Annotated in this window: 9 protein-coding genes; 1 reads left to right on the plus strand and 8 read right to left on the minus strand. The window is 34.0% G+C overall.

Annotation, left to right across the window (positions count from 1 at the left end):
• The first annotated feature begins 71 nt into the window (after positions 1-71).
• Entirely contained in the window at positions 72-1,265 is a 1,194-nt protein-coding gene (locus tag QGM60_RS01230) for a hypothetical protein (RefSeq protein WP_281138403.1), read from the plus strand.
• A gap of 569 nt (positions 1,266-1,834) precedes the next feature.
• Here the strand turns inward: QGM60_RS01230 and QGM60_RS01235 are convergent.
• Genes QGM60_RS01235 through QGM60_RS01270 form a run of 8 tightly spaced genes read right to left on the minus strand, consistent with a single transcriptional unit; the run spans position 1,835 to position 22,605 of the window.
• Positions 1,835-3,298, minus strand: a complete 1,464-nt coding sequence (locus QGM60_RS01235) for a hypothetical protein (protein WP_281138404.1) — start codon at positions 3,296-3,298, stop codon at positions 1,835-1,837.
• A 5-nt stretch (positions 3,299-3,303) separates the two neighbouring features.
• A complete protein-coding gene (locus QGM60_RS01240) occupies positions 3,304-3,627 on the minus strand; it encodes a hypothetical protein (protein WP_281138408.1) in 324 nt (107 codons plus the stop codon).
• 2 nt (positions 3,628-3,629) lie between these two features.
• Positions 3,630-4,091: a hypothetical protein gene (locus QGM60_RS01245; protein ID WP_281138409.1), complete on the minus strand. Its 462-nt coding sequence runs from the start codon at positions 4,089-4,091 to the stop codon at positions 3,630-3,632.
• Positions 4,092-4,110: 19 nt separating this feature from the next.
• Positions 4,111-4,710 (minus strand): N-acetylmuramoyl-L-alanine amidase, encoded by a 600-nt coding sequence (locus QGM60_RS01250; RefSeq protein ID WP_281138410.1) that lies wholly within the window; start codon positions 4,708-4,710, stop codon positions 4,111-4,113.
• Between the two features lie 4 nt (positions 4,711-4,714).
• Positions 4,715-6,265: a T9SS type A sorting domain-containing protein gene (locus tag QGM60_RS01255; RefSeq protein ID WP_281138411.1), complete on the minus strand. Its 1,551-nt coding sequence runs from the start codon at positions 6,263-6,265 to the stop codon at positions 4,715-4,717.
• Between the two features lie 18 nt (positions 6,266-6,283).
• Entirely contained in the window at positions 6,284-7,093 is an 810-nt protein-coding gene (locus QGM60_RS01260; RefSeq protein ID WP_281138413.1) for a hypothetical protein, read from the minus strand.
• A 17-nt stretch (positions 7,094-7,110) separates the two neighbouring features.
• Complete coding sequence (locus QGM60_RS01265) at positions 7,111-15,294, minus strand: Ig-like domain-containing protein (protein ID WP_281138415.1); 8,184 nt, start codon at positions 15,292-15,294, stop codon at positions 7,111-7,113.
• Positions 15,295-15,309: 15 nt separating this feature from the next.
• Positions 15,310-22,605 carry a hypothetical protein gene (locus tag QGM60_RS01270; protein WP_281138416.1) on the minus strand — a complete coding sequence of 2,432 codons (7,296 nt, stop codon included), beginning with the start codon at positions 22,603-22,605 and terminating at the stop codon, positions 15,310-15,312.
• Positions 22,606-22,644: the final 39 nt, after the last annotated feature.

Raw genomic sequence — 22,644 nt, forward strand, 5'->3', positions numbered from 1 at the left:
TAAATAAATAGATATCGACAAAAATGGAAGGTCTTAAACTTAAAATACTATTCAAAAACGCTCAAGCCTACTTGACGGAAGACAAGGCGATCAATATTGAAAACCAGACACTAAAGCAACAAGTGACTAACTTTCAGTCAGATGCTTATTGGATCATTAGGGTATTGAAGCATTTCAAGCAGGAACGTCGGTTTTTTTGTGAGGTGATTTCATACAATTATGGAAAATCAGAGTTTGATAGTTCCCAAGAAAAATTAACCAAAAAACTAAACCAGTTGCAAAGCGTTTCTTTCAAAAATATAGACACCCTTGGACTTCTTAGCACCCTTTTAAGTAAAGGAAAATATTCAAACCGAAGAAATATTAGACGACAAGCCGTCCAGAAAACCCAAGATTTCCACTCGATAAAAGAAGATGTCAAAATAAGCACTCTAAATTATCAGATCAATAGGTCTTTTTATTTTCCTATAAAAGACCTTGCTTTTAAAAACGGATTTGTATCATTTGAACAAAAGTTTCAAGAGTACCAAGACAGTATTAAGTTCATTGTTGAAAATGATGCTATTTTGGAGCAGTACGATGCCGTAAAAAACTATTTTGAAAACGTTCTAAACACCAAGAAAGTAAGAGTCACTGTAAAAGTAGATATTGAGAACCATCAAGTGGTTTCCTCGTTTGCTCAATCCGAAGAAATTGAAAGAATTGATGAGGAACTTATTGAAGAAGTAAAACTGAGATTTGTAAAATCAACTATTAAAAATAGTTCGAGAGCGGAACAAGAAAACAACCTCTTCACAACAGAAGAATACTTCGAAACGTTTTCAAATGGTGACCTAGAACTAAAGGCTTTATATGAAGATCATGAAGAGCTGATCGAAGACTTACTCAAGATATCCAACACGAAGCATTATGATCATTTGAGGTATCTCTCAAGTAAACATACACATGAACTGATGAAGTTAAGGTTTATTAACAAACCTTTCTCATTCGTTTTCCTGATAGAAGGTGATAATAGATATCATTTCATATGGGAAACATTGAATACAAAAGAGGCTACTTATGTTTGGAGTACAGAAAAGAGTGTCGGGGTTATACAAGATTACTTGGGTAAGATAAATGAGATAATCAAAACTGTAAGAGCAGATGGTAAGTTGAAGTATATTAGCAAGACCGAGGACGGATTCAGAAGGGTTTTCCACAACTATAATAAATCAATTGATGGATTTTCGGAGTGGAAAGAAGATCTGAAAAAAGTATTGACGTAAAAATTATAATTGAAAGATTACAATATTTCGGATTTAAACCTTAAAGATAATTATCATGTGATTCAATACCTCACAATCTAATATAGATATTATATAAAATTTTTCTGGTGGGAATTCGGTTAAAGTATATGCTTTATTATAAAACCACGGATTATATTTGTGTAGGTTTTAAGTAAAGTTTGATAATGACTAGAAAAGAGAGACATAAGTTGGAGGTCGAAATTATTAAGTTTCAAATGTTCCTTGAGGAAATCGGCAAACCACTACCTAGTAATAAGTTGGTATACGACCACACATTTATTTTCTTTAGGAAGATATTGGGCTATCATGTTGCTCCCATACACTTAAATATCAACCTCAATATATATATTTCACTATTACCCTTATGGCAGGAATATGTCCTGAACGAACTTGAGACCTTTGATGATGAGTCCTTTAGAAGGATCAATGAGAACTATCACGACAATGTCCATATATCTCTCGAAGATTTAAGAGATTACATAAAGTGCTTAACTAGCCCTTTAGTTAAGTAAATTACTTACTAAGTATTTTTAAAAATTTATACATCTTTATGGTATATAGATTTGAGACTTTAAAAAATGCTTAGGGTTTTCATTTGCTATCTTAAAAAACAAATCTTCACCTATATAACTACGTAAGTTCTGATACAATGCTTTTTCTGAATTCTTTTGAGCTACTACATAATAATCAGTACCAAAAAGAATTTTATTACTGACTTTTTCATCTTCAAGCAAAAATTTTAACAGAGGAAAAAGTTCCTGATTAAAAATAATAAAACTTATATCAGCATATACACCTTCATAAAGTATCATTAGATCGTAAATAATAGACAACCAACTGGCATTCCACCATATGGTTCTTGAACTACCGTGATTAAGTGTAGTCTTTATTTTTCTATTTAAGTATTCGTTTTTTGAAAGATGAGATATATTGTTATTATAGTTGTTCCAATTATCCTCAGAATATCTGTTCCATTCTTTAGTACCACCAAAATGTGCTAAACAAATTTTTAGCTTGCTCAGATCAGTTTCTTTTCCTAAGTACTCCGATAGTAAGTCCTTATTTAGTAAGCAATGATAATTAAGAGGGTGCGTAAAATTAGTTGTGAAATCAAAATTCTTCTTCTGTGGCAAAGGGATAAACACGGGATCTTCTCCTCTTTTTTTAGTATATTTTAATATTGGATGAGTATCCCATTCTTTTTCTTTTCTACCTCGGTAAAAAACTGTGCCTTCTATACAATGAGTTATGATAGGTATATTGAATTCTTGAGCAAATTTATAGGTCTCTATTAGATTTTTATCAAAGGGATAATAACCTAATGCTGGATACATTTTTATCCCATAAAAAACTCTTTTCGATAGGTTTCTCGTTACATAATTTTCATAACAATTAATCCCCTTCAAATCACATGTTTCCTTAATTCTTCTCGGATCTAAAAAAATAAATGGTAATAAGCTGTTTTTGTTGTTTTTAGCTACTTTAATTAGTTCATCTATTTGATTTTGATAATTTGCTATAGGTTTTCCCGCACCCATATAATCCATGTCCATTGGAAGAACTACAAATTTTGTGTTTTTGTCATAAGTTTTTTCAAGAAGGTCAAAAACTTTTGATTGACCTTGCTTGCTGTAGGATGCATAACGCCCCAAATTAACAAAGCGTCTATAAGCAGCCTTACTTTGAGGTCCGAAAAAATTACTTATTGCTAAAAAATTAGAGACAATTTTAAAAGCCCATTTTAGAACAAAGAAAAGAATACTGAATACCCAGTACCCAATTACAGTAAATTTTAGAACATCGACAACAAAATATTTAACCTTATTCCATCGCTGTTTCCATTTCCGATATTTTGAACTTCTATCAGTTAAGTTAAGATAATACCATTTGACCAATTTCATGGTCACAATCTGGTAGGCTAAAGGAACGAGTTTCTTACCAAATAAATTTGGTACATGATCAATTGTAAACGTATGCGTATGACAATTATATACCGTTCTATCCTTTTGCATATTTTTTAAAGAACTACTGCTTTAACTACATCTATTATAGTATTAACAACTTTATTCTTAAAATGCCCTAAACTTATTTTATGAACTCCAGCACTATGAAGCGCCTGCATTAACATTAAATCTTTTTGGCTCTTTATAAGCCATTCATAATCGTCAAGATCAATATCACCATTAACTAATAGTTCAGTCCAACGTTTTAATTTGTCCTTACTATCATTTAAAAACTGTTCTATATCTTTTTTAGATTCCCCTTTTAAATCTGACCATTTCTCACCGAAGAGTTGTGTCAATGCCGATTTTAGTTCCTTTAATAATGCTTCAAAATCCATAGTTATTGAGTAATTAATTGTAATAATTTATCTTCCGTTTCCTTATCTTTTTTTATTTCATACTCTAACAACAAATCCATTGCCTGCATGATTTGAACTTTAGCTTCCTCTACAAAAAATGAGTTAAGTTGCCCCTTTTCTTTCCAACGCTTAAAAAAACCAACTAGTAAATTTTTATCCTTATCTGCTAATACTTGCCACATGGCATAAGTAATTTCATTATTTGGTTTATTCTTTTCGTACTCAATAATTTTTTGAATTTCCAAACCTAACTCACCTACTTCTTGAAGGTTGTCTTCATATGGCGTTGTTGCCTTATCAATTAAGTTCGAAGCTTCAACTTTTATCTCTACTGTTTTTTGGTAAGAATATTGGTCATATACAGCTGTTTTCAGACTATTACATGAAAAAAATAAAAAACTGCTTATAAGTAAACTAGTAATTGTAATTTTTATCGGCTTCATAATTATAATTTTAGATATTTTAATTATTAAATATTTCCTTTTTTGTTCTAATTATAGCTTTAATATGATAATCTACTATTTTTTGTCGTCCTTCTCTAGTATTTAAGATTGTACTGAATTCATCGTAATTATCCATAAAGAAGTTTTCAGTTAATACAGCTGGCATACTTGTTTTAGTCAGCACATAAAAGCGTTGCTCCTTATCCAGATCACCATCAGAAAAATCTGTCCTTAATTTTCTATTAGGAAATTCTGATTTGTATTCCTCACCAAAAATAGTAGCAATCCCATCACTCTTTGTATCACCAGGTGAAGTAAACATCTCGCTGCCTTCACCTCCACCTGCATTGCTATGTACGCTTAAATAAAAACAGCTATTTGGCGGATATTTATTAGCGCGTTTAACACGAGTTTCTAAACGAACATCCCAGTATTCAGGAGCTATATTAACGTAGGGGATTTTTAGATAAGTGAGTTGTTCTATGATTCCACCTACAATAGCTCTATTGAATTCACCTTCGTAAATAATTCCCTTATCGCCCCAATCCTTTCGCTTACCTGGTGTCTCATATTTTCCATTTATTAGACCACCATGACCATTATCTAAAAGAACTAGCATAATCCTATTTTTTAATTATTTTAAATGTAGATGTGTCTTGTCCGCTTTTTGTCTGGATGAGATATACACCATTAGATAAATGACTAATATCTAAAGATTCAATATTTTCTGATTTCAGAGTTTTAATGAGTTGCCCTTGTGAAGAAAACAGTTTCACCTCATCTACTATTCTATCCTTTGATATAAAATTTACAACATCTGAAACAGGGTTTGGATATAAGCTCAAACTATTATTCCAATCTATATCATCAACGGATAAGTTTCCGCTATATTCAAAAATATAGGCAGAGCCAGCAAAATTAATAAAATTTGTCTCATTACTATCTTCATCTTCACCTAACGCACCATATACCACAGATCCACCAGAAATAGCAGTAGAGTAACCCACATAATCATCCTGAAATCTTACAGGTGCTATTAGCTGTTGTTGTTCTGACCAAAAATTATTGCTGTCCCTCCCGAATATATATCCCACACCTGCTCCACCATCTTCAGTATAAGCACTAACAGAAATAAAATCACCTGAAATTGATGCATGGTAACCAAAGTTTGTACTTGAAGCCCTTTGTGAGGAAACTAATTTTTGTACAAAGTTCCAATTACCACCACTATCTCTTTCATAAACAAACGCTGCACCTGTATTGTACCCATAATTTTCGCTGTTTTCATCCGTATTTTCTGAAAATGTACTAACGACGATACGATTGTTATCAATGTCCACTCTAAACCCGAACAAATCACTATCCTCTCTATTGGTGCTCTCAACAATTTTTTGAACCTGAACCCAATTACCTACTGAATTTCTTTCAAAAATGTAGGCAGAACCCGCATTATCTACAAAATTTAAACCATTTTCATCCTCGTCTTCCTGTTTTGCACCTACGATCGCATAATTACCTGAAATTCCAACAGAGGAACCAAAAAAATCTAAAGAGCTTCCAGTATCAGCAGCATAAATGAGTTGTTTTTCAATCCAAGTGCCTGATGAATTACGCTCAAAAATATAGGCTGTACCTTGTGATGGCATATTTGGTCCAAGGCGATCTGTTTCTGCTGCGATAATTATATAATCACCAGATATAGCAACCTCTTCTCCAAAAGAATCACTTGATGTGGTATTAGGAGAAGTTAATATTTGTGTCTCTTGCCAAATACCGTCACTACCTCTATCAAAGACAAAAACTTTTTCAGATTCATAAGTACCAACGACCATTGTACTTCCAGATATAGATAGAGAATTTCCGAACCAATGTGTGCTTCCTGTCATTCTATCGGAAGCAACAATTTTTTGTGTTTGAGTCCAATCGCCAGAGGTGTTTTTTTCAAAAATAAAAACAGCACCTGGTGATTCAGAAGGTAATGGGTTCATATTATTTTCGTCAGTGTCATTTCCCACAGCGCATACAGCAGCATAGTCACCATCTATAGCAACGGACCAACCAAACTGGTCCATTTCTGCACGATCTGATGCCGCAATTTTATTCGCAAGATTCCAATCTTGGGAGAATAAATCAATAGAGATCAACAAAAATGCGGTAATTAAGTAATACTTCATAATTTTTAAATTAAAGTACTAAGGTAAAGTAAAATGAAGATATCCTTGCATAATCCACATTCGAGTTGCTGTAATTGTTCCTACTGGTCGACAACAAAACTCAATTATACGATCCCTATCTAAAACAAAATCTCCTAGAGGTAATATATGACGTTGCATATCTTGAAAACTTGGTGCATTATTACCTAAACTTGTTGGTGGTAATATTACTTCATTTAGAGCTTCCGCTATAGAGTCATATCCAATACCTTCGTCCAAATTATTTCCTTGACAAGAAAGTTGTACTTCAATACCTGTTACCTCAGCGTTATTGACCCGCCCCACAAGTTCTAAGCTGTGTAGAATGGTGTTTTGTGGTAAAAAACCAATTCCTAAAGAATTCCATACTACAGAAGGAGTAGTACCTGTTCCATGATTCTGATTCTTATTTTCAGCTTCTTGACCATAATCGATACTAACACCTACCCATCGATTATTTGTATTCATATAAAATCTGCCACCAAAATAAAGCCAATTAGCCTTGCTAGAAGCTATTGTTATCGTCCCTGTTTGACCATTGACGCTTTGAACAGGTGCAAAAGTCTGAGCTGCCGTTTTTGCTCCTAAAGGAGTTACATATTTAGAATTGTTAACTCCCAAACCTACTTCGGATTCTGATGCCTGTTGTACAATCCCTTTTTGTGACTCATTACCATCTGGTAAAGTTGCAACGAAATCATCATCAAGTCTATTTACAAAACTATCTATTAGATCTTCAAATTGACTTTCAGTAGGTCTATCTCCTTCCTCAAAATAGGCTTTAAGGTCAGTTCTGTTTTTCTCTGCCATAATATTATTTATTTTTATTAATCTAAATTTTCTCTTATAATAAAAGTCCCTCCTATAATCATTCCATCTGTACCATCCGAGGATATACCACCAAGATCCTGCCATTCATCTTCCGTATATATTGTTAAAATATTCTCTTCTGTACTGAACATACCAGATGTATTTTCCGCAATAACCTTAAAATGATGATATAACGGATCACCATCTTCATTTAATACCACGAGATCTGCAGAATTTAAGTCTGTAAGATGCAACGGTACATATATATCTTCATTATTGGTTTTTACTTCATATATTTTTACCCAATTCCCCTGAATATTCATTTTATAAATATGATACTTGCCCATATAGCATGTCTTATTCCAATGAAGGGTGACCTCTCCCAGAACACCTTCTAGAGTTATAGGTTCGGAATAATAATCCGCAATAGGTGCTAGAGGGTTTTTAACCTCAACCATCAAAGTTGCTACTAATTTAGAAGCTTTGGAAGGTGCGTACTCAGTTACAATATTATCATCTTTGTCGGTATACTCAACTTTCCTAGCTACTGTAACTCTATAAAACAAGGCATCACCATAGGGTACTTCCTGTAAATCATCAAATGTATCATGAACTTTCCAGATAGCGTTATCAATGATTTCTTCTACTTCCAGATCAATAGTTTTTACAAGATCCATAGTACGTATAGATTGTGCATCCAACCTGCTAAATGCCCTGTAAATATTTATTTTTTTAATTTTCTGAACTTTAGGGTAAGCATTGACCTCTAGTTGAATTGACGGAGGTATTCCAAGAACCGTATTTTCCAAAACAGGCATTATACGCTTAACTTCTGGTGCCTCTGGAGCATTTGTATTAACTAGCTTGACCGGTCCCAAAAATGGACTAAAATCACCTAGTTTCATTGTTGATCCCATTTCTCTTACTGCATAGAAGTACAAATTATCTGACGTACCGTCTAAATTAAAGTCTGTATAAAGTGTGGCATGAGGATCATTCCCTGTAACACGCATCATAGGTGCCATATCAAAGGATTCGTCTGTAGGTAATAAAATATTTCCATTGGTATCCCTAATGTTTTGAGGCTTTGCTTTAGGTTGATATACTTCTCCTGTTAATGGATCTAGTTCATTTATATATTCGTATACAATTGGAACCTCAGTTAAGGAGACAAAAGCATTGAGAATAGCCCCTTTTACATAAGGAAAAATTCTAGAATCACCAGCCGCAAAATCACCTAAATCATTATTAGGGTCCTCAGGATCCGTATTAAACAACTCCAATACTGGTGATGGTGGTTCTATACTGTTGTTTAATTGAGTAATAATTTCATTTGCCCAATCAAATAAGGCTTTTTTATCTGGGTTAGGAAATGTATAGCCTTCATATGTTTCGAAATTACCAGCTGTATCCAAATTTTCGAAGTCTAAGAAATTTCTCCATCTATCGACAATAAAATGTTCTACACCACTAATCGGTTTTAAAGCTTCCTTGATCTCCAAGACTGTACTCTTTGTGTATAAGGCATTTAAAAGAGATTCATCATTACTTCGATAAAATAATAAGCCATGTGGTTTATGTATATAACTAGCATTAAATGAAAAAGTAGAACGCCCAAAGAAATCTGGCATAGTAGCATAGATAAAGCCTTCAGGAAGTTCAATGTTTGGTTGTTGTGGTTCAATTATCTCATGAGCAAACATCAGTGCGGGAACACTAATTTTAGAACGGTAGGGGTCACCTGAAACATCAAGTTGATCTGTAGACACACTCCTAAATCCAAATATTGAATTTCTTACACCTTCCCCTTCTTCAGGTAAAATAATATCTTCCGTTAATCCGTGTGTTATATTTTCGTACAAATAAACCTTATAACTAGGATAAAAGTTGACTTCTATTTCACTGCCTGTGAGTACCGCATCATAACTTGACTCAGTTGAGAATGTTGGGTCTTTAGCATAAACAATAACATTTTGACCACCAATATTCTCTATTTTACTAACCTGTAAAACCTTGCGTGTTTTTTCTAGAACACCACCAATAATCGAATTATTTGATACTGTTCGTACCCTAATAATACCTTTATACCACTCCACGGAATCTCCAGACGCGTTGTATTGAGAATGTTGATTTAGGCCTATGTCTAAAGTAAATTTATACTGCCCTAAATGAGCCGTGGCTATGATGTTCCCATCAGCATCTATGTCTGTTGGCTCCATAACTTCTTCTATAACTGCCTCGCTCCAAATACCTCTTGTCTTTTCTACTTTACGCTCTATCTGTCCATCGGTATTTATAAACTGAATCACTTCTCTATGAATATCATCCAACTCATTAACCTTAACCTTAAAACTATGTGGATTATTTACACCTACTTGTTGCCAACTGGCGTTATTTTGCATATTTTCAATAACCATGAAAAGCGCATCACCAACTAATTGAGGGGGTTGAAGGTTGTCAACATCTACCACAGGTGAAACTTCATAAACTATGGAGTTACTGATTTCCTTTTTATAAACTGAAAATATTGGCCATTCCCCAGAGTTATCAATATCATGAATTATGTATTGTTCATTGTTAATTACAAAAACCCCACCTATATAGTTGTCTTCAGTTCCTGAAGAAATTTCCGGTGCTAAGACTTGACCTGTACTTGCAAGCATGTAATCTTGAGAGGTTATAATAGACAATAACGGATTACTTGGATGATCATCTATAGTTACTGCCTGACCTGTAATCTGGTTAGGCACCTGATTTCTAAAGAATATATCTATCTCATTTGCAAAAATTTCTTCATTGTCAGGAAATAGTGCTTGTGAATTATTTGGATCGTTAATTAGTTGACTATTCGATATATTTATATCTGGTTCAATATTATAGTTAATAAGCTCATGGGCAGAATGATAGTTCCATGTTAACCTTACCAATATTTCATTGGGTGCTACAGCCATTAATCTAGCCTGCTCTTCTGCAGTTGTAAGCATTAAAATATTTTCCTTACGAATAAGAAACGCCTTATTATTAGTTGGTGGCACAAGAGGATTAATTGGACGTAAATCTGTTTCTATAGTTAATATTGTATCTCCAGATACAGCTCTAGAAAACCAGTTTATTCCATAAGCATTATAATAATGTGTACCGCTAACTTTTTGCTTGTGGACGTATAATGGATAATTAGGATCTGGAAAAACGATAGGAAGGGTCTCAAAATATGCTACCTCACCAGACGGAACTGTATTGTAATATTCAGTATCATGAGACAATTCAGGTACTTGCCAAACAGATTCATTATTTTTTCTATATTCAAGCCCAGCATATAAAGGGAATGTAAATTCAGAACGATTATATTGTTCTGAAATATTATAAAAATCTGAATCAATTTCATCTTCCATAATATCTTGGCAGAATAATGTAACAAAACGATATCTTCCATCGTGGGTATATCCATCTTCTGCTGTTAAATTTTCTGGTGAATCGGTATCATCACCCAAAAAGACGCCTGGTTGAAATTCACTTAAATCAGCTGGTAAAGGCAAACGTTCATCAGCAGTACCTGTAGGCAAACTCATTGATAAATGTTGTACTTCTCTAGCACCCAAGCCATCTTCTAGATCAGCCTCAGTATAGTACTCAGCAATATAGATATATTGATTACCACTAACTGCTTGAGTATCCATGTCCAATACACCTAACCCAAGCATACGTGCAATATGATAATCATAAGCAGCTATATTCAGCATAGTTAAATTGGATATATCCATAGATTCATAATCATCTACAGGTACGGCTTCAATTGCTGTAGGATTATTTGCATCCAGATCACTAAGTTCTATGAACTGTTCTACTATTTGCTTAATGTTTCTATCACCTGAATCTACGGTGCCTCCCCATTTATCTTGATAATTTAAGACATTAACATAGGCATCATCATTGTAGCGCTGCCAATGTCCATGCACAGAACCAGCTACAGGCTCAAGTCCATTGAATGCTGTTCCATTATCTAATGTTAAAGCATATTCACCTTTAAACTCCCAACTTTGTGCATCGTTTGCTTTTCCTATAAAATCTTCATAAAGTTCAAAATTAATGGTACTTACAGTAGAATTATAGGATTTGTATCTTATACTTCTACCATTTTCACATAAAAGCCTAATATTATTTAATTCAGAATCAGAATAGGTTTTTCTAGCACCTACTATTTTTGATGCTATAAAACTGTTTTGAGTAACATATAGACATTCCAATTCTAGAGAACTAGTACCCGAATAATTATCAACTGCCATTTCAACGGCAAAAAATAACGCAGTTTTATTTTCAATTTCTATAAGTTCAGAACCGTAAGCCTCTATAAATCCTTGAGGATTTGTCATTGGGTTTATGGTAGCTAGAACTGTATTATACTTACTAGAGTTCTTAAAGTACACATAAAAATCTCGACCATCAGGTCTATAAATCCAAAGTGCATTATCATTATCTACCAAATCAGGATTACTAAAGAGATTTAAAGTAATTTGTTCTTTTACATAAGGTGCCCTAAAAATTTTAACAAAATCATTAGGTCTATTAAAATTATTTAATGTCTGAGCATGGTTACCTTTAGGTAGATGCTTTTCCCCTAATGCACCTCTAAACAACCAGCGTAAATGTATTCCCATTGTACTCTCTAGCCCTAAAGACCCTGCTGCTTGCATATAGAAATTAGGAGATTGTATAGATGTATTTTCCCTTATAGGTATTTCCCTACCTTCTTTGTGAATATTTACCGCTGCTGTATTACCAATGGCTTCTTGGCCTCCAACAGTAAAACTGACAATAACATTTTCCTCTGTAGTTGAAGAAACTAAATTAGCCGTATATATATTGGCACTACCGCCGTTTTGGTTGAGAGTAGCTACATAAGTTGTACCATTCGCAAAGACAACCTCCACAGGAAGAGTCGTTGTTACTGGTGCTCCATCGCTATCCAATAACGTGACCGTTATCAAGGACGAAGAAGTCCCATTAGCCTCAATATTATTCGGTGTAGCAATTATTGTACTAACATTTAGGTCTACTTCACTACCACCTGAATCGGATGTTATAGTTACAGTATCTTGCGCAGGAGCTGTTAAACTATCGACCGTAAAACTTAAAGTTGCTAACCCATTTGAGCTACCTGTTAATTCTGCTTTATATTGTCCATTAACAGGGTCAAAAACAGTTGGAGTAATAGATCCAAAATCTGTAAGAATTTCTACCAAATAATCATTGGTTATTATATAGTTTCCACTGGTATCCACTAATTGAACACTGACAATAGAAGTATCTGCCCCATCACTTAAAATGATACTAGGAATTGCTATAATAGTACTTGAATTTATATCTAAATCTGTACCAGTACCTTCACAGTCTTTTGAAAAAGTGACTGTTGATAAGTTAGGACTTAGAGTATTATCAACTAAAAATGTCAGAGTTGCTTCACCTTCAGACGCATTGGATAATAATGCTGTATAGGTACCATCACCATTATCGTTAGTTGGTGATAGAGTACCAAAATCTGTATGTATTATAACACTTTGCCCACCAATTAATATTGGATTTCCGCTTAGATCATATAATTGTACTGTTATAGTACTTTGTGCTATTCCGTCAGGAGGTAGACAGGATATAGATGCGTTGATTGTACTGTAATTAATATCCGGCTTAGTAGTACCACATCGTCTAGACACTAATATGTTAACGGAATTATCACTATACAATCCATTAACAGAGAATGATATGTTTGCAAGTCCAACTTGATTACTACTGAAATAAGCTGTATAGGTTCCATCATTATTGTCTACAACATTGGTAAGAGTTCCTATACTACTTTCAATAACAACTTGATCACCACCTACAAGAATAGGGTTTCCACCTTCATCATTTAAAGATACTGTGATTAACGTCTGATTTCCTGGTCTAACGCAATTGGCTTCAGCATGTATTGTACTATTATCTACATTTGGTACAGATGAAGAAATACCACATTTTTTTGAAATTGTAACCAATACAAAATTTTGACTTTGAACCCCATTAACCGAAAAAGTTAAGAAAGCTGTTCCACCGATTGTACTACTCAAGTTTGCTGTATAAGTTCCATCACCTAAATCATTAACATTTGACAGTGTACCTAAACTTGTCTGGATCACTACGGTCTGACCACCCGATTGTATAGGATTGCCATTGCCATCAAATAGCTGAACAGTAACAACTGAAAACTCTTCCCCCTTTGAAGGAACAATACACATAGAATTTGCACTTATTATACTTAAGTTTGCATTAGGATCTTCTTTACCACAACTATTGGATATAGTGATATTAGCAGTTTGAATTGCCATTACATCATTAATTGAAAAACTTAATGTTGCAATACCTTCTACTGTACTGAAAAATTCCGCAGAATAGGTTCCATCACTATTATCCTGAATATTGACAATTTGACCTAAGTTCGTAAATACCTGAATATTATGGCCGCCTGTTACAACAGGATTACCTGCATTATCATATATCTGAATTAGAATATAACTACTGGGTGAAGAGCTAGGCGCAACACAAGAAGGCCTAACACTAATTAGGCTAAATCTAATACTCGGACTATTGTTAACACAAGAATCGGATATTGTAACATTCACCGAATCTGGCGCCTGAGTTCCATCAATACTAAAGTTTAAATTCGCAACTTCCCCATTTACAGTTCCTGTTAAAACTGCAGAATAGGTTCCATTATTATGATCGGTAACCGAAGTTAATTGCCCATGACTTGATGAAATGGCGAGATTCTCACCACCAGATGTCATTGGGTTACCATTAGTATCACAAAGATTAACAGACACAATAGACTGCATTTGACCATTTGGTAGTATACAGGTTGGATTAGCATGTATTGAACTCTGATTTAAATCAGGCTTTATATCAGAAGAATCCTTACATATATCAATATGTTGTATTAGATCAAGGGCAAATACGCTTATATTGGGGTCAGCATACTGGGAAATATTATAATCATTTGTCTGTAAATCAAGCTGATTAACACTTACTCTTATTGATTCAAAATTAAGTGATTCCTCTAAACCAACTGTTTCACAGGTTTCAAAATCTTGTTCTGTCTGACCGATGATGTAGTAGCCATTGGGATCTGTTTTAGAATATTGAGAATAGATATAATTATCTGAATCGTAATCTACTGGAATAACCTGTCTGTTGATGGATGAAACTCTTATTTCTTTAGACCACTCAAGATTTCTGCTGCTATCTAACTGATGTAGTATTCCCTTCTTACAGAATTGATATCCACTATTCTTCCTTTCTATATTACCATAGCTCTGATGGAAATTTTCATCGCAAGCATATAATGTGTTTATACTATTAAGGTTATCAGGATCTAAATCTGCCAATAACATCTTGAATCCATTAGAAGAGGCATAAGCACCCAACAATGCAAAATTTCCAACATTTGGATTATACTCACTAGCATGATAAAAATGAAAACTATGGTATCCTCCTGGATTACCATCAATCACAATAGAATAAGATTTATCAATATTTAAATTTTGATCTATTTTAAACACGACTCCGCTTCCACCTACTAAAATGATAGTATCTTTGTAAACTATTTGATCTCTTATTACTATGTAAGGACTTTGCGTTGGTAATATTTTAGAAAGAATAATATTTCCTGATGCAATTCCTATTTTAATAAACTTATAATCTATTTTTTTTACGCCCCCATTGTAAGAATGGATATCACTTATAACAATTACTATTTCATCTTGGTTTATGTGGTGTAATCTTACTTGAAAACTCAAGTAACTATAAACTAAAGCCGTATCTGATTTATCATAAACCTTTTTTACCCATATTAAATCGCCTTGGGAAGATAGCTTAATCAATAAAACATTGTTAAGATCTCTGGCCAAGACTATTAAATCACCGTTAGCATCTACTTTCTTTATGTCTGAAAAATGAAGCTTATGAATTAGTGATCCACCTATGACTGTGTCTGGAAAAACAACCCTTTTGTGCCATACTAAATTACCTAAGCTATCAATTTTTGAGATGTATAAGCGATACTTTGGAGTTTCGTTATAACTGTAATCATAACCTAATACAAATATACTATCATCTACTTCTACCGTTTGGTAAACATTTGAACCTGAGTGATTATATTGATTTAAAAATGCCATTCTTTCTTAATAATTTTATTGAATTTCTAATTCTTGAACAATTACTGTATCTGATAATTCATACTGTCTACTATTACCGTTCCATGTCTTATACAAGAACTCTATTGAAATATTCGTAGCTGAGATAAACCCATCAGAATGCATGATAAGTGCTTGAGAATAGTCTTTTGAGTGAAGTACACTATAGTCATTAATATCATCTACTACACTTATAGTGTCTGCTATGACATCTAACGGAATCTTTGGAATATTAAATGGTTCAGGGTTCCTTATTAAAATCCCAATTACTTGACCGTTATTTTTGATAATATTAAATTCAGTAGAAACCGCAGGATCCATTGGTGTTATTCCCCAAACCCCTTGAATAACTCTATCGAAAAGGTGCTGATAATCACTTTCCAAAGCATCACTTTCTAAATCACTTATCCCTGCAACAATGTTATAAGCGGTTGTTACCTCATCAGCTGTAACATTAATTGGCAATTCAAAAATAGCAGGACGAGTTTCTTCGCTTTCCTCATCTATAAGTATATAACTATTAACCTGCTCTTCAAAATTACGATAACGCGAAGTTTGGAAAACATATTGGTGAATCTCCTTACTGTCTAAAACATTATCACTATTTACTTCGAATGCGTTGTAAAAAAGTGCAGTATACAATTTTTGAGGTTTTAGATTGGATAGCGTTACATTGTAAGTGTAGCCAGCTGGCGAAAGCGGGTCACCTATGGTGAGCTCACAACTTATATGTGAACTATTAGTATTAATGTGATTTATTAAGTTATTTAATAATAAAATCCCTGTTGGAATGCTCGGGTCAGTATCACTTTCCCAAACCTCGTTTGTTGGTTCAGGTACAGATTCATCAAAGTCTGCTGGTAATGGGTAAGGGATAATGACATCTGTAACAGGATCTTTTATTGCAATATGCAATGCGCCTGATAGCTCATTCATATCTTGGTATTCAGACCAACTATTGAGCATATGATACGCCCACTGCTTGTCAAAAAATAGACTAATTTTACATTGCTCATTACCGTAAAATATTGGTTTTGCCTGTAACAAACTACCATCCGCATTAGGATAAGATCGGTTGTAATCTATATACTGTCTCAGTGAAGTTATAGGATACTGATCTGGATTTGCATCCTGAGGAAGATAGTCTACTTCTGGGTGATGTTGGAAATGACCAACAGGACCAACAGTTTTGAAACCGTAATAATAATCGAAAATACCTTCCTGACTTTCACCATTATCAACTTCATCTTTTAATGTAAATTTGATAAAATATTTGGTATTTGGTCTCCATATAGGTTGTACGACTTTTTCAACGGCCTCTACCATAAACTTCTGGTCTTCGACTATTGCAGCTTGTCCTGGAATTGCTGAATTGTATTCAAAATTTTCTAAAGTCATCCAACAAATACGCTGTAGAGATGTATAACATTTCTGCGGTGTTATATCATCAAAAGTAACAGGGCATATTTCCTCTAATATAATTGAAGCACTAGTTTGACTCTTATCCAACTCAATCTGTTCAACTTCTTCATCTCTAGTTGCTGCTTCAATAATGCTTGATTTTAGCTCTAAACTTTCAAAACCATTAGCTACACTATAAGGAATGAAAATACATGTATTAAAATCATATTTTACTATACCCGTATAGGTATCATTAACTCCTTCTATTAAAGCTGAATAAACTACAAAGTGATCTTCGTTAAGATCGTATCTTATAAATTTTATTTCATTTCTTTGATCTGCTACTCTCCAAGCTTCTAGGATATTGAAATCTTCTTTTTCTGATAATTGAATCTTAAATACATATTTGCTATTTCTAACATAGACAACACCATCTTTTTCATATTTCGATATAAACTTCAGGTTTGTAAATTGAGGTTCATTTGATGTTTGTGTTAGAATATGATCTAAAACAAACCCATCAGTTCGTTTATTAATAGTTATACAAAATTTTTCATCGATTAAGGATGAGATAAGCAGAAGATCTTCGGATATATTTTCTATATCATAGACACTTGATGCATCAAGTTTTTGTACTTCGTTCAATACTATTTTATCAGATTCAATCATAAAATCTAACAAGAAATATTCCCCCTTGGTTTCTATCAAGATAGATGCGCCCTCTTGTTTATTATATGGGCTAATTTTAATAATTGATGTAAGGAGGTCTATAGGAACTTCACTTGTTGAAACAAAGTGAATTTTATTACCCTCTTTATCCAATAAAGTAAGATTTAATGATATATTTTTTGTATTAACAATACTAAAAATCGTATATCTAGAATTTAAGGCTTTAATGTAGTTTGAAGGTGGATTTTTTGGGTCCGAAATTTCAATATTATACAGAACATCCTTATTCCAAATAACATCTAAATTGTTATTAAATTTTGTTGCTCGTAAATCAAAGGCTCTTTCTTCATTTTCTACAAACTTGTAATCTATCCACACTTCATCTGTTTTAAATAAAGTATCACCTTTAATCGTAATGCATTGATTTAAGGTTTCAAATGATTCTATAATATTACCTTGCTCATCAAATTTATTTATAAATCGACTTACCATAGCACCTTCACCAGTCTTGTCTAAATTACCGATTGAGAAATAGTTTGATTCATACTTAAATAAGTCTGGGATATTAATTGTTGTCTTTGAGACATTCTCATTATATTGATTAACAAAATAATAAGACCTAACTGGTAAAGTACATGCTTCACCTTTTAATTCAGCTAACTGTGCCTCCCAAGAATTAATTTGTGCTTCTTCGTTTGCACTTAGAATAACAGCATCTTGTCCAGAGGCATTAGAGTATGCTTCAGCATATAAAGCAGCAATTTGAGATTGTATTAGATCAATCTGATCTGAATTTGGTGTATTAGGTGAAATAATTATTTTGCTTATGAACTCTTCCTCATTAGTATAAGAAACTACATTCTGTAGTTCATTTGCCGTTTTATAAACTGAAGTGATCTGCTCATATTCAGCGCTGGAATTGAAATTATTTAGAAGTGTTCTATAATATATAATATTTACACCTTGAGCATGAGTATTCAAAAGCAAATCTACTTGAGTAGAAGGTTCTGGAAGAAGAATTTCTAAAGCATTATAATTATCAAACTCTAACGATCTCGTATAACCATGTGAGTTTGAAGCATCAGATATTCTAAAATTATCACCACTAATAGTAACTGGTTCCCCTTCTTCTATAGTTTCAAAATAAAATCCGACAAGATTAAAAAACACGCCATTAATATCGTGGAATTCAAATTGCGTTGGTGGATAGTAAGTTGCACCTAAACTCGGAGAAACTTGAAAATCCATACAATTTATGTCTCTTTGCTCCCCTTCACAGAATAAATCCGAAGGACCAATACCCATCTGTTCTGGAATTAACCAACCTGGTTCCCCAGCAGTAAGATACGAGAAAGGGTTTGTAGCCAATAATCTTACAGCATTATATTGCTTGCTTGACTTCTGCCAGTAACCAAATGGTAAATCTGTAAAATCAACTGTACCATCTTCTGGCTTTACAACGGCCTGAAAAGGGTGATAAGGTTTCCAGTTACCGTCCTTATCTAATGCGTTAATTTCAATATGTTCAATACTATATTTATGTTTTACTTGACGAAGTTCACGACCTCCTTTAACCACTTTCTTTGGTGGAATTAAGTCAACATAGTTCGATGGCGGATTATTATAACCACCTATGAGGCCTGAAACTTCTCCTGGTATCAATCCCTTCATAGCTTTGAAATCTATAAAGGTATCTACAGGAATAATCTCCGTTATAGAGTCTGGATCTACATTAATTTCGTCACCATTTTGTACAACAGTTAAGAAATTAATATCAAATACTTCTCCTGTAAGCATATGGATACCTTTTACTGATTGCTCAGTTCTATCTATATGATGACTACCTGCATTAGGAAGTGGGGCAATAGCGTCTCTGTTTGGCTGATCATCACCACCCCATTTTAATTTTAACGTAACTCTTGGGGAGCAAATTCTAAAAATAAGCTTTATACATATTCTAATTCGAAGTTCTGCATAGAGAAGGAATGGTTCTGCAGCTTCTGCAGAAAGTATGGCGTCTAATTTAATTTTAAACCCAGCAACTTTCCAGAAGGATACCCTAATCATTCCTCCCATAGCCACATAGCCTCCTAATTGTGGTCTCTCAAAACTTATAAAACCACCTGCCTCTACATAGGCATTCAATTCAACTTTTATTCCAAAAAAGTTTTTCTTCAAATCTAATTCTACACGTGCACCTGCTTCAATACCTTGAGAAGAAAGCATTAAGAACGATTGGGCCGTAAGGATAGTTAAGAATCGAGCAGATATAGGATTCTCTTTAGTTCCAAAATTCAAATACCACGCTGAAGGATTATTAAAAAAGAAACCTGCTTGAACCTCTGCAAATAAATCTATGATAAATCCATTGTTTGGCAACTGGTAATCTGCACCAAACCAAAACTCCAGAGAAGAATCACCAAAAGCTACACCTGCAAAAAATGGAGGTTCACTATTATCTAGCATAGCAATTCGCTCGCCTAATATATTCGCCCTACCATCTAAAATAAATACTGAAGGTAAAGACAGGATAGCCATTAACCTTGTAGAGAACGTAAATCCATCATCAAACATTGTACCTAATACGGTGCCAGCACCTACAGAGAACGGAATATCGTGGTTTCTCTCTGGTCCAGAGAACTTCATAAGGTTTACGCCTCGTTGAGGGTAAACAAAATAATCATACCATCTATCTTCTTGAGATAAGTTGACTGCAGCTTTTTCAGCCACATACTTATAGCCCAACAACCCTCCAAAACCGTAGAACCCTACACCTGTAGCCGCAAGAGGTATAGGCACTGGGATTTCTATTCCTGCCTCAATTAAAAATGCTGGATGTCTAGGCTGTAAGCGCATAGCTGCACCTCCACCGATTTTTGCCTTTGGTAAACGAACACTAACTTCCCCTATATATTCTGGGGACTCTCCGGGCTCAGGGATAGATAACATTCCATGAATTATGGCTGTCGCATTACTTGGATCAGCATTACCAGGTATGATTAAATCGACTTCAATTGTCTTTATATGTAAGTATGAGTGTTCATAATCCTCTGGATTACCACCATGTTCTACAGCTACTTCTTCATTGTCTACTGTATAATAATATTTTATTCCCTCACCACGAGCATCAACACCTAAGGGATCTAAACTAATTGCACCATCAAAACCCCAATAATTATATTTACGCATAATTCCATTATGCTCTCTCTGATGTGACCCAAAATGGATTCCTGTTACTGCAATTTCTACTGGACCAAGGTTTAATGAAATATTTGTTGGGATAAAACCTGTACCACCAACAATTTCCATGTTCCCATTATCATAAATTCTAAAATTTGGTATTACTATTTTCTGACCATCAAGAATTTTATTCATTATGTCATTTTGAAACCAAATCTCACATGATGTACCTATGTAGAAATTATCATCTTGACGACCAACCTCTGCACTTAACATATTTATTGTTACAAAATTGAACAATGTAAAATCTAAGCCTGTAGGAAGGAATGCAGCTGTTAAATTAAAGTTATCTTCATTATTCCAATGTCCAGTTAAATCAATAATAGTTTCACCATTCTCATTGGTTTCCCCGTTAACTCTACGAAGTTTTGGTATTACCAATTGAGCATGTAAATTAGATTCAATAACTTCTCCATGATGAAAAACTAGATCAAAACGATCAAAACCTATTTTCCATGCTTTATCTGGATTCTTACCCAGTTTAAACCACATAAAACGATTAACGTCTATTGCGTTTATAAAACTATAATAATCTGATTCAGATTCAAAGTTATAAACAGAGCCATTAGTATTAGAAGTAATACTTAATGGAAACTTAAATCTTAAGTCATAAGGACTTTCTAAAGCGTTTATATGCGGCAATAATTCACCATCATTAATAATTTCAGGAGAACCATTAGAAAGAACAGTTATAGGATAATTAAATTCAAAATATTCCGAAAAATAATCGGTAACTTGGCCTGCTTCATCTTTTGCATAAGTTGCTCTAAGCGCAATTGAACCAGACATACCGCCTGTACCAATCAATAAACGTTCACCCGTAATAGCCAAAGTCTGCCCAGTATCCTTTTTAAACCACTTTTTAGGTAAAAACACATCTGTTCTTTCCATATAAACACCCATAAATTCTGGAGGGCGATTATCTAAATTGGCCTCTACAATATTTTCTTCTGTACTAAGGTCTATCTTTAGATTATGGATATCTATAATCAACCCTGTATTGCCTATTTGTGCAGGTGTGTTGGTATTAAGTACAATATCCATATTGTAACCAAACCCCTTTTCAGTATCTGCGTAAAATAAAGCCTCGCCAAAACTTAACATCACGTTATCTGGGAATTCATCTCCTGGATCTTCAGGTATAACCTCTAAAGCATTGGGATGGCCTTCTGGATATACTGGTTTTAGCATATTTCTTGGAAACTCAATAGCTGCTGTTAGCAATAATGTGGCTCTAAATTTCGGGATAAGGATATCTTTGATGTATTCTTCTATATCCTGTGGTAGTAACGATTGAAAATACACCTTAAGTTTTTCCTTTGTTTCTTCAAGGTTGTTGTTTAGTATGTAAGCCCCAAATGCTGTTAAAGTTGCATAATCTTGGGTTTTAACATATATATCCCTTACTACATCAGTTAAGGTGGTATTGTCATCTATGTTTGTATCTATACCAGCATCTGTATTGAAAGCGTGCATGTCGTTAACAAACTGCTGTAGGCTAGAATTACCACCTACGGGTTCGGTAAACGTATTGATAAAGTTGGCTATGGCCTGTTCTTGGGAAATGCTTAAGACACGTAATGCAGTTTCAAAAAAAGCTTTGGGTGAAAAATCGAACTGGTCTAAATTAAATGAGCGCAGGTAAGCCAAGATACGCCACTCATACTCTATGGTAATGGGAAAAGCAGATATAGTATTGTCTGGATTTGCCGTGCTAATATCTGGGTTTAATACTAAGAACACACCTGTGCCAGGAATCTCAATATCCACTCGGTCTTTGGTAACTATAGAAAGGCTATAAAAGGCTGCATCACCTCTAGGGCTTTTAGAATACTGTAAATCCTTAAAATGTATCTTATCGAAAAGAAATGCAATACCATCCTTTATAAATCCTAAAGCATCAGGGATTTCATCCTGGTTTACGATGCTCGATAGCGTTGGATAAAACCTTCTGGCTAATACTGGTGTGCTGTTTTCTGGCATGTTCTTTCTGTTATTTGTTTTTCTTTTCTGTTTTTGTTG

The sequence above is a fragment of the Winogradskyella sp. SYSU M77433 genome (genome assembly GCF_029911945.1).
Classification (GTDB): domain Bacteria; phylum Bacteroidota; class Bacteroidia; order Flavobacteriales; family Flavobacteriaceae; genus Winogradskyella.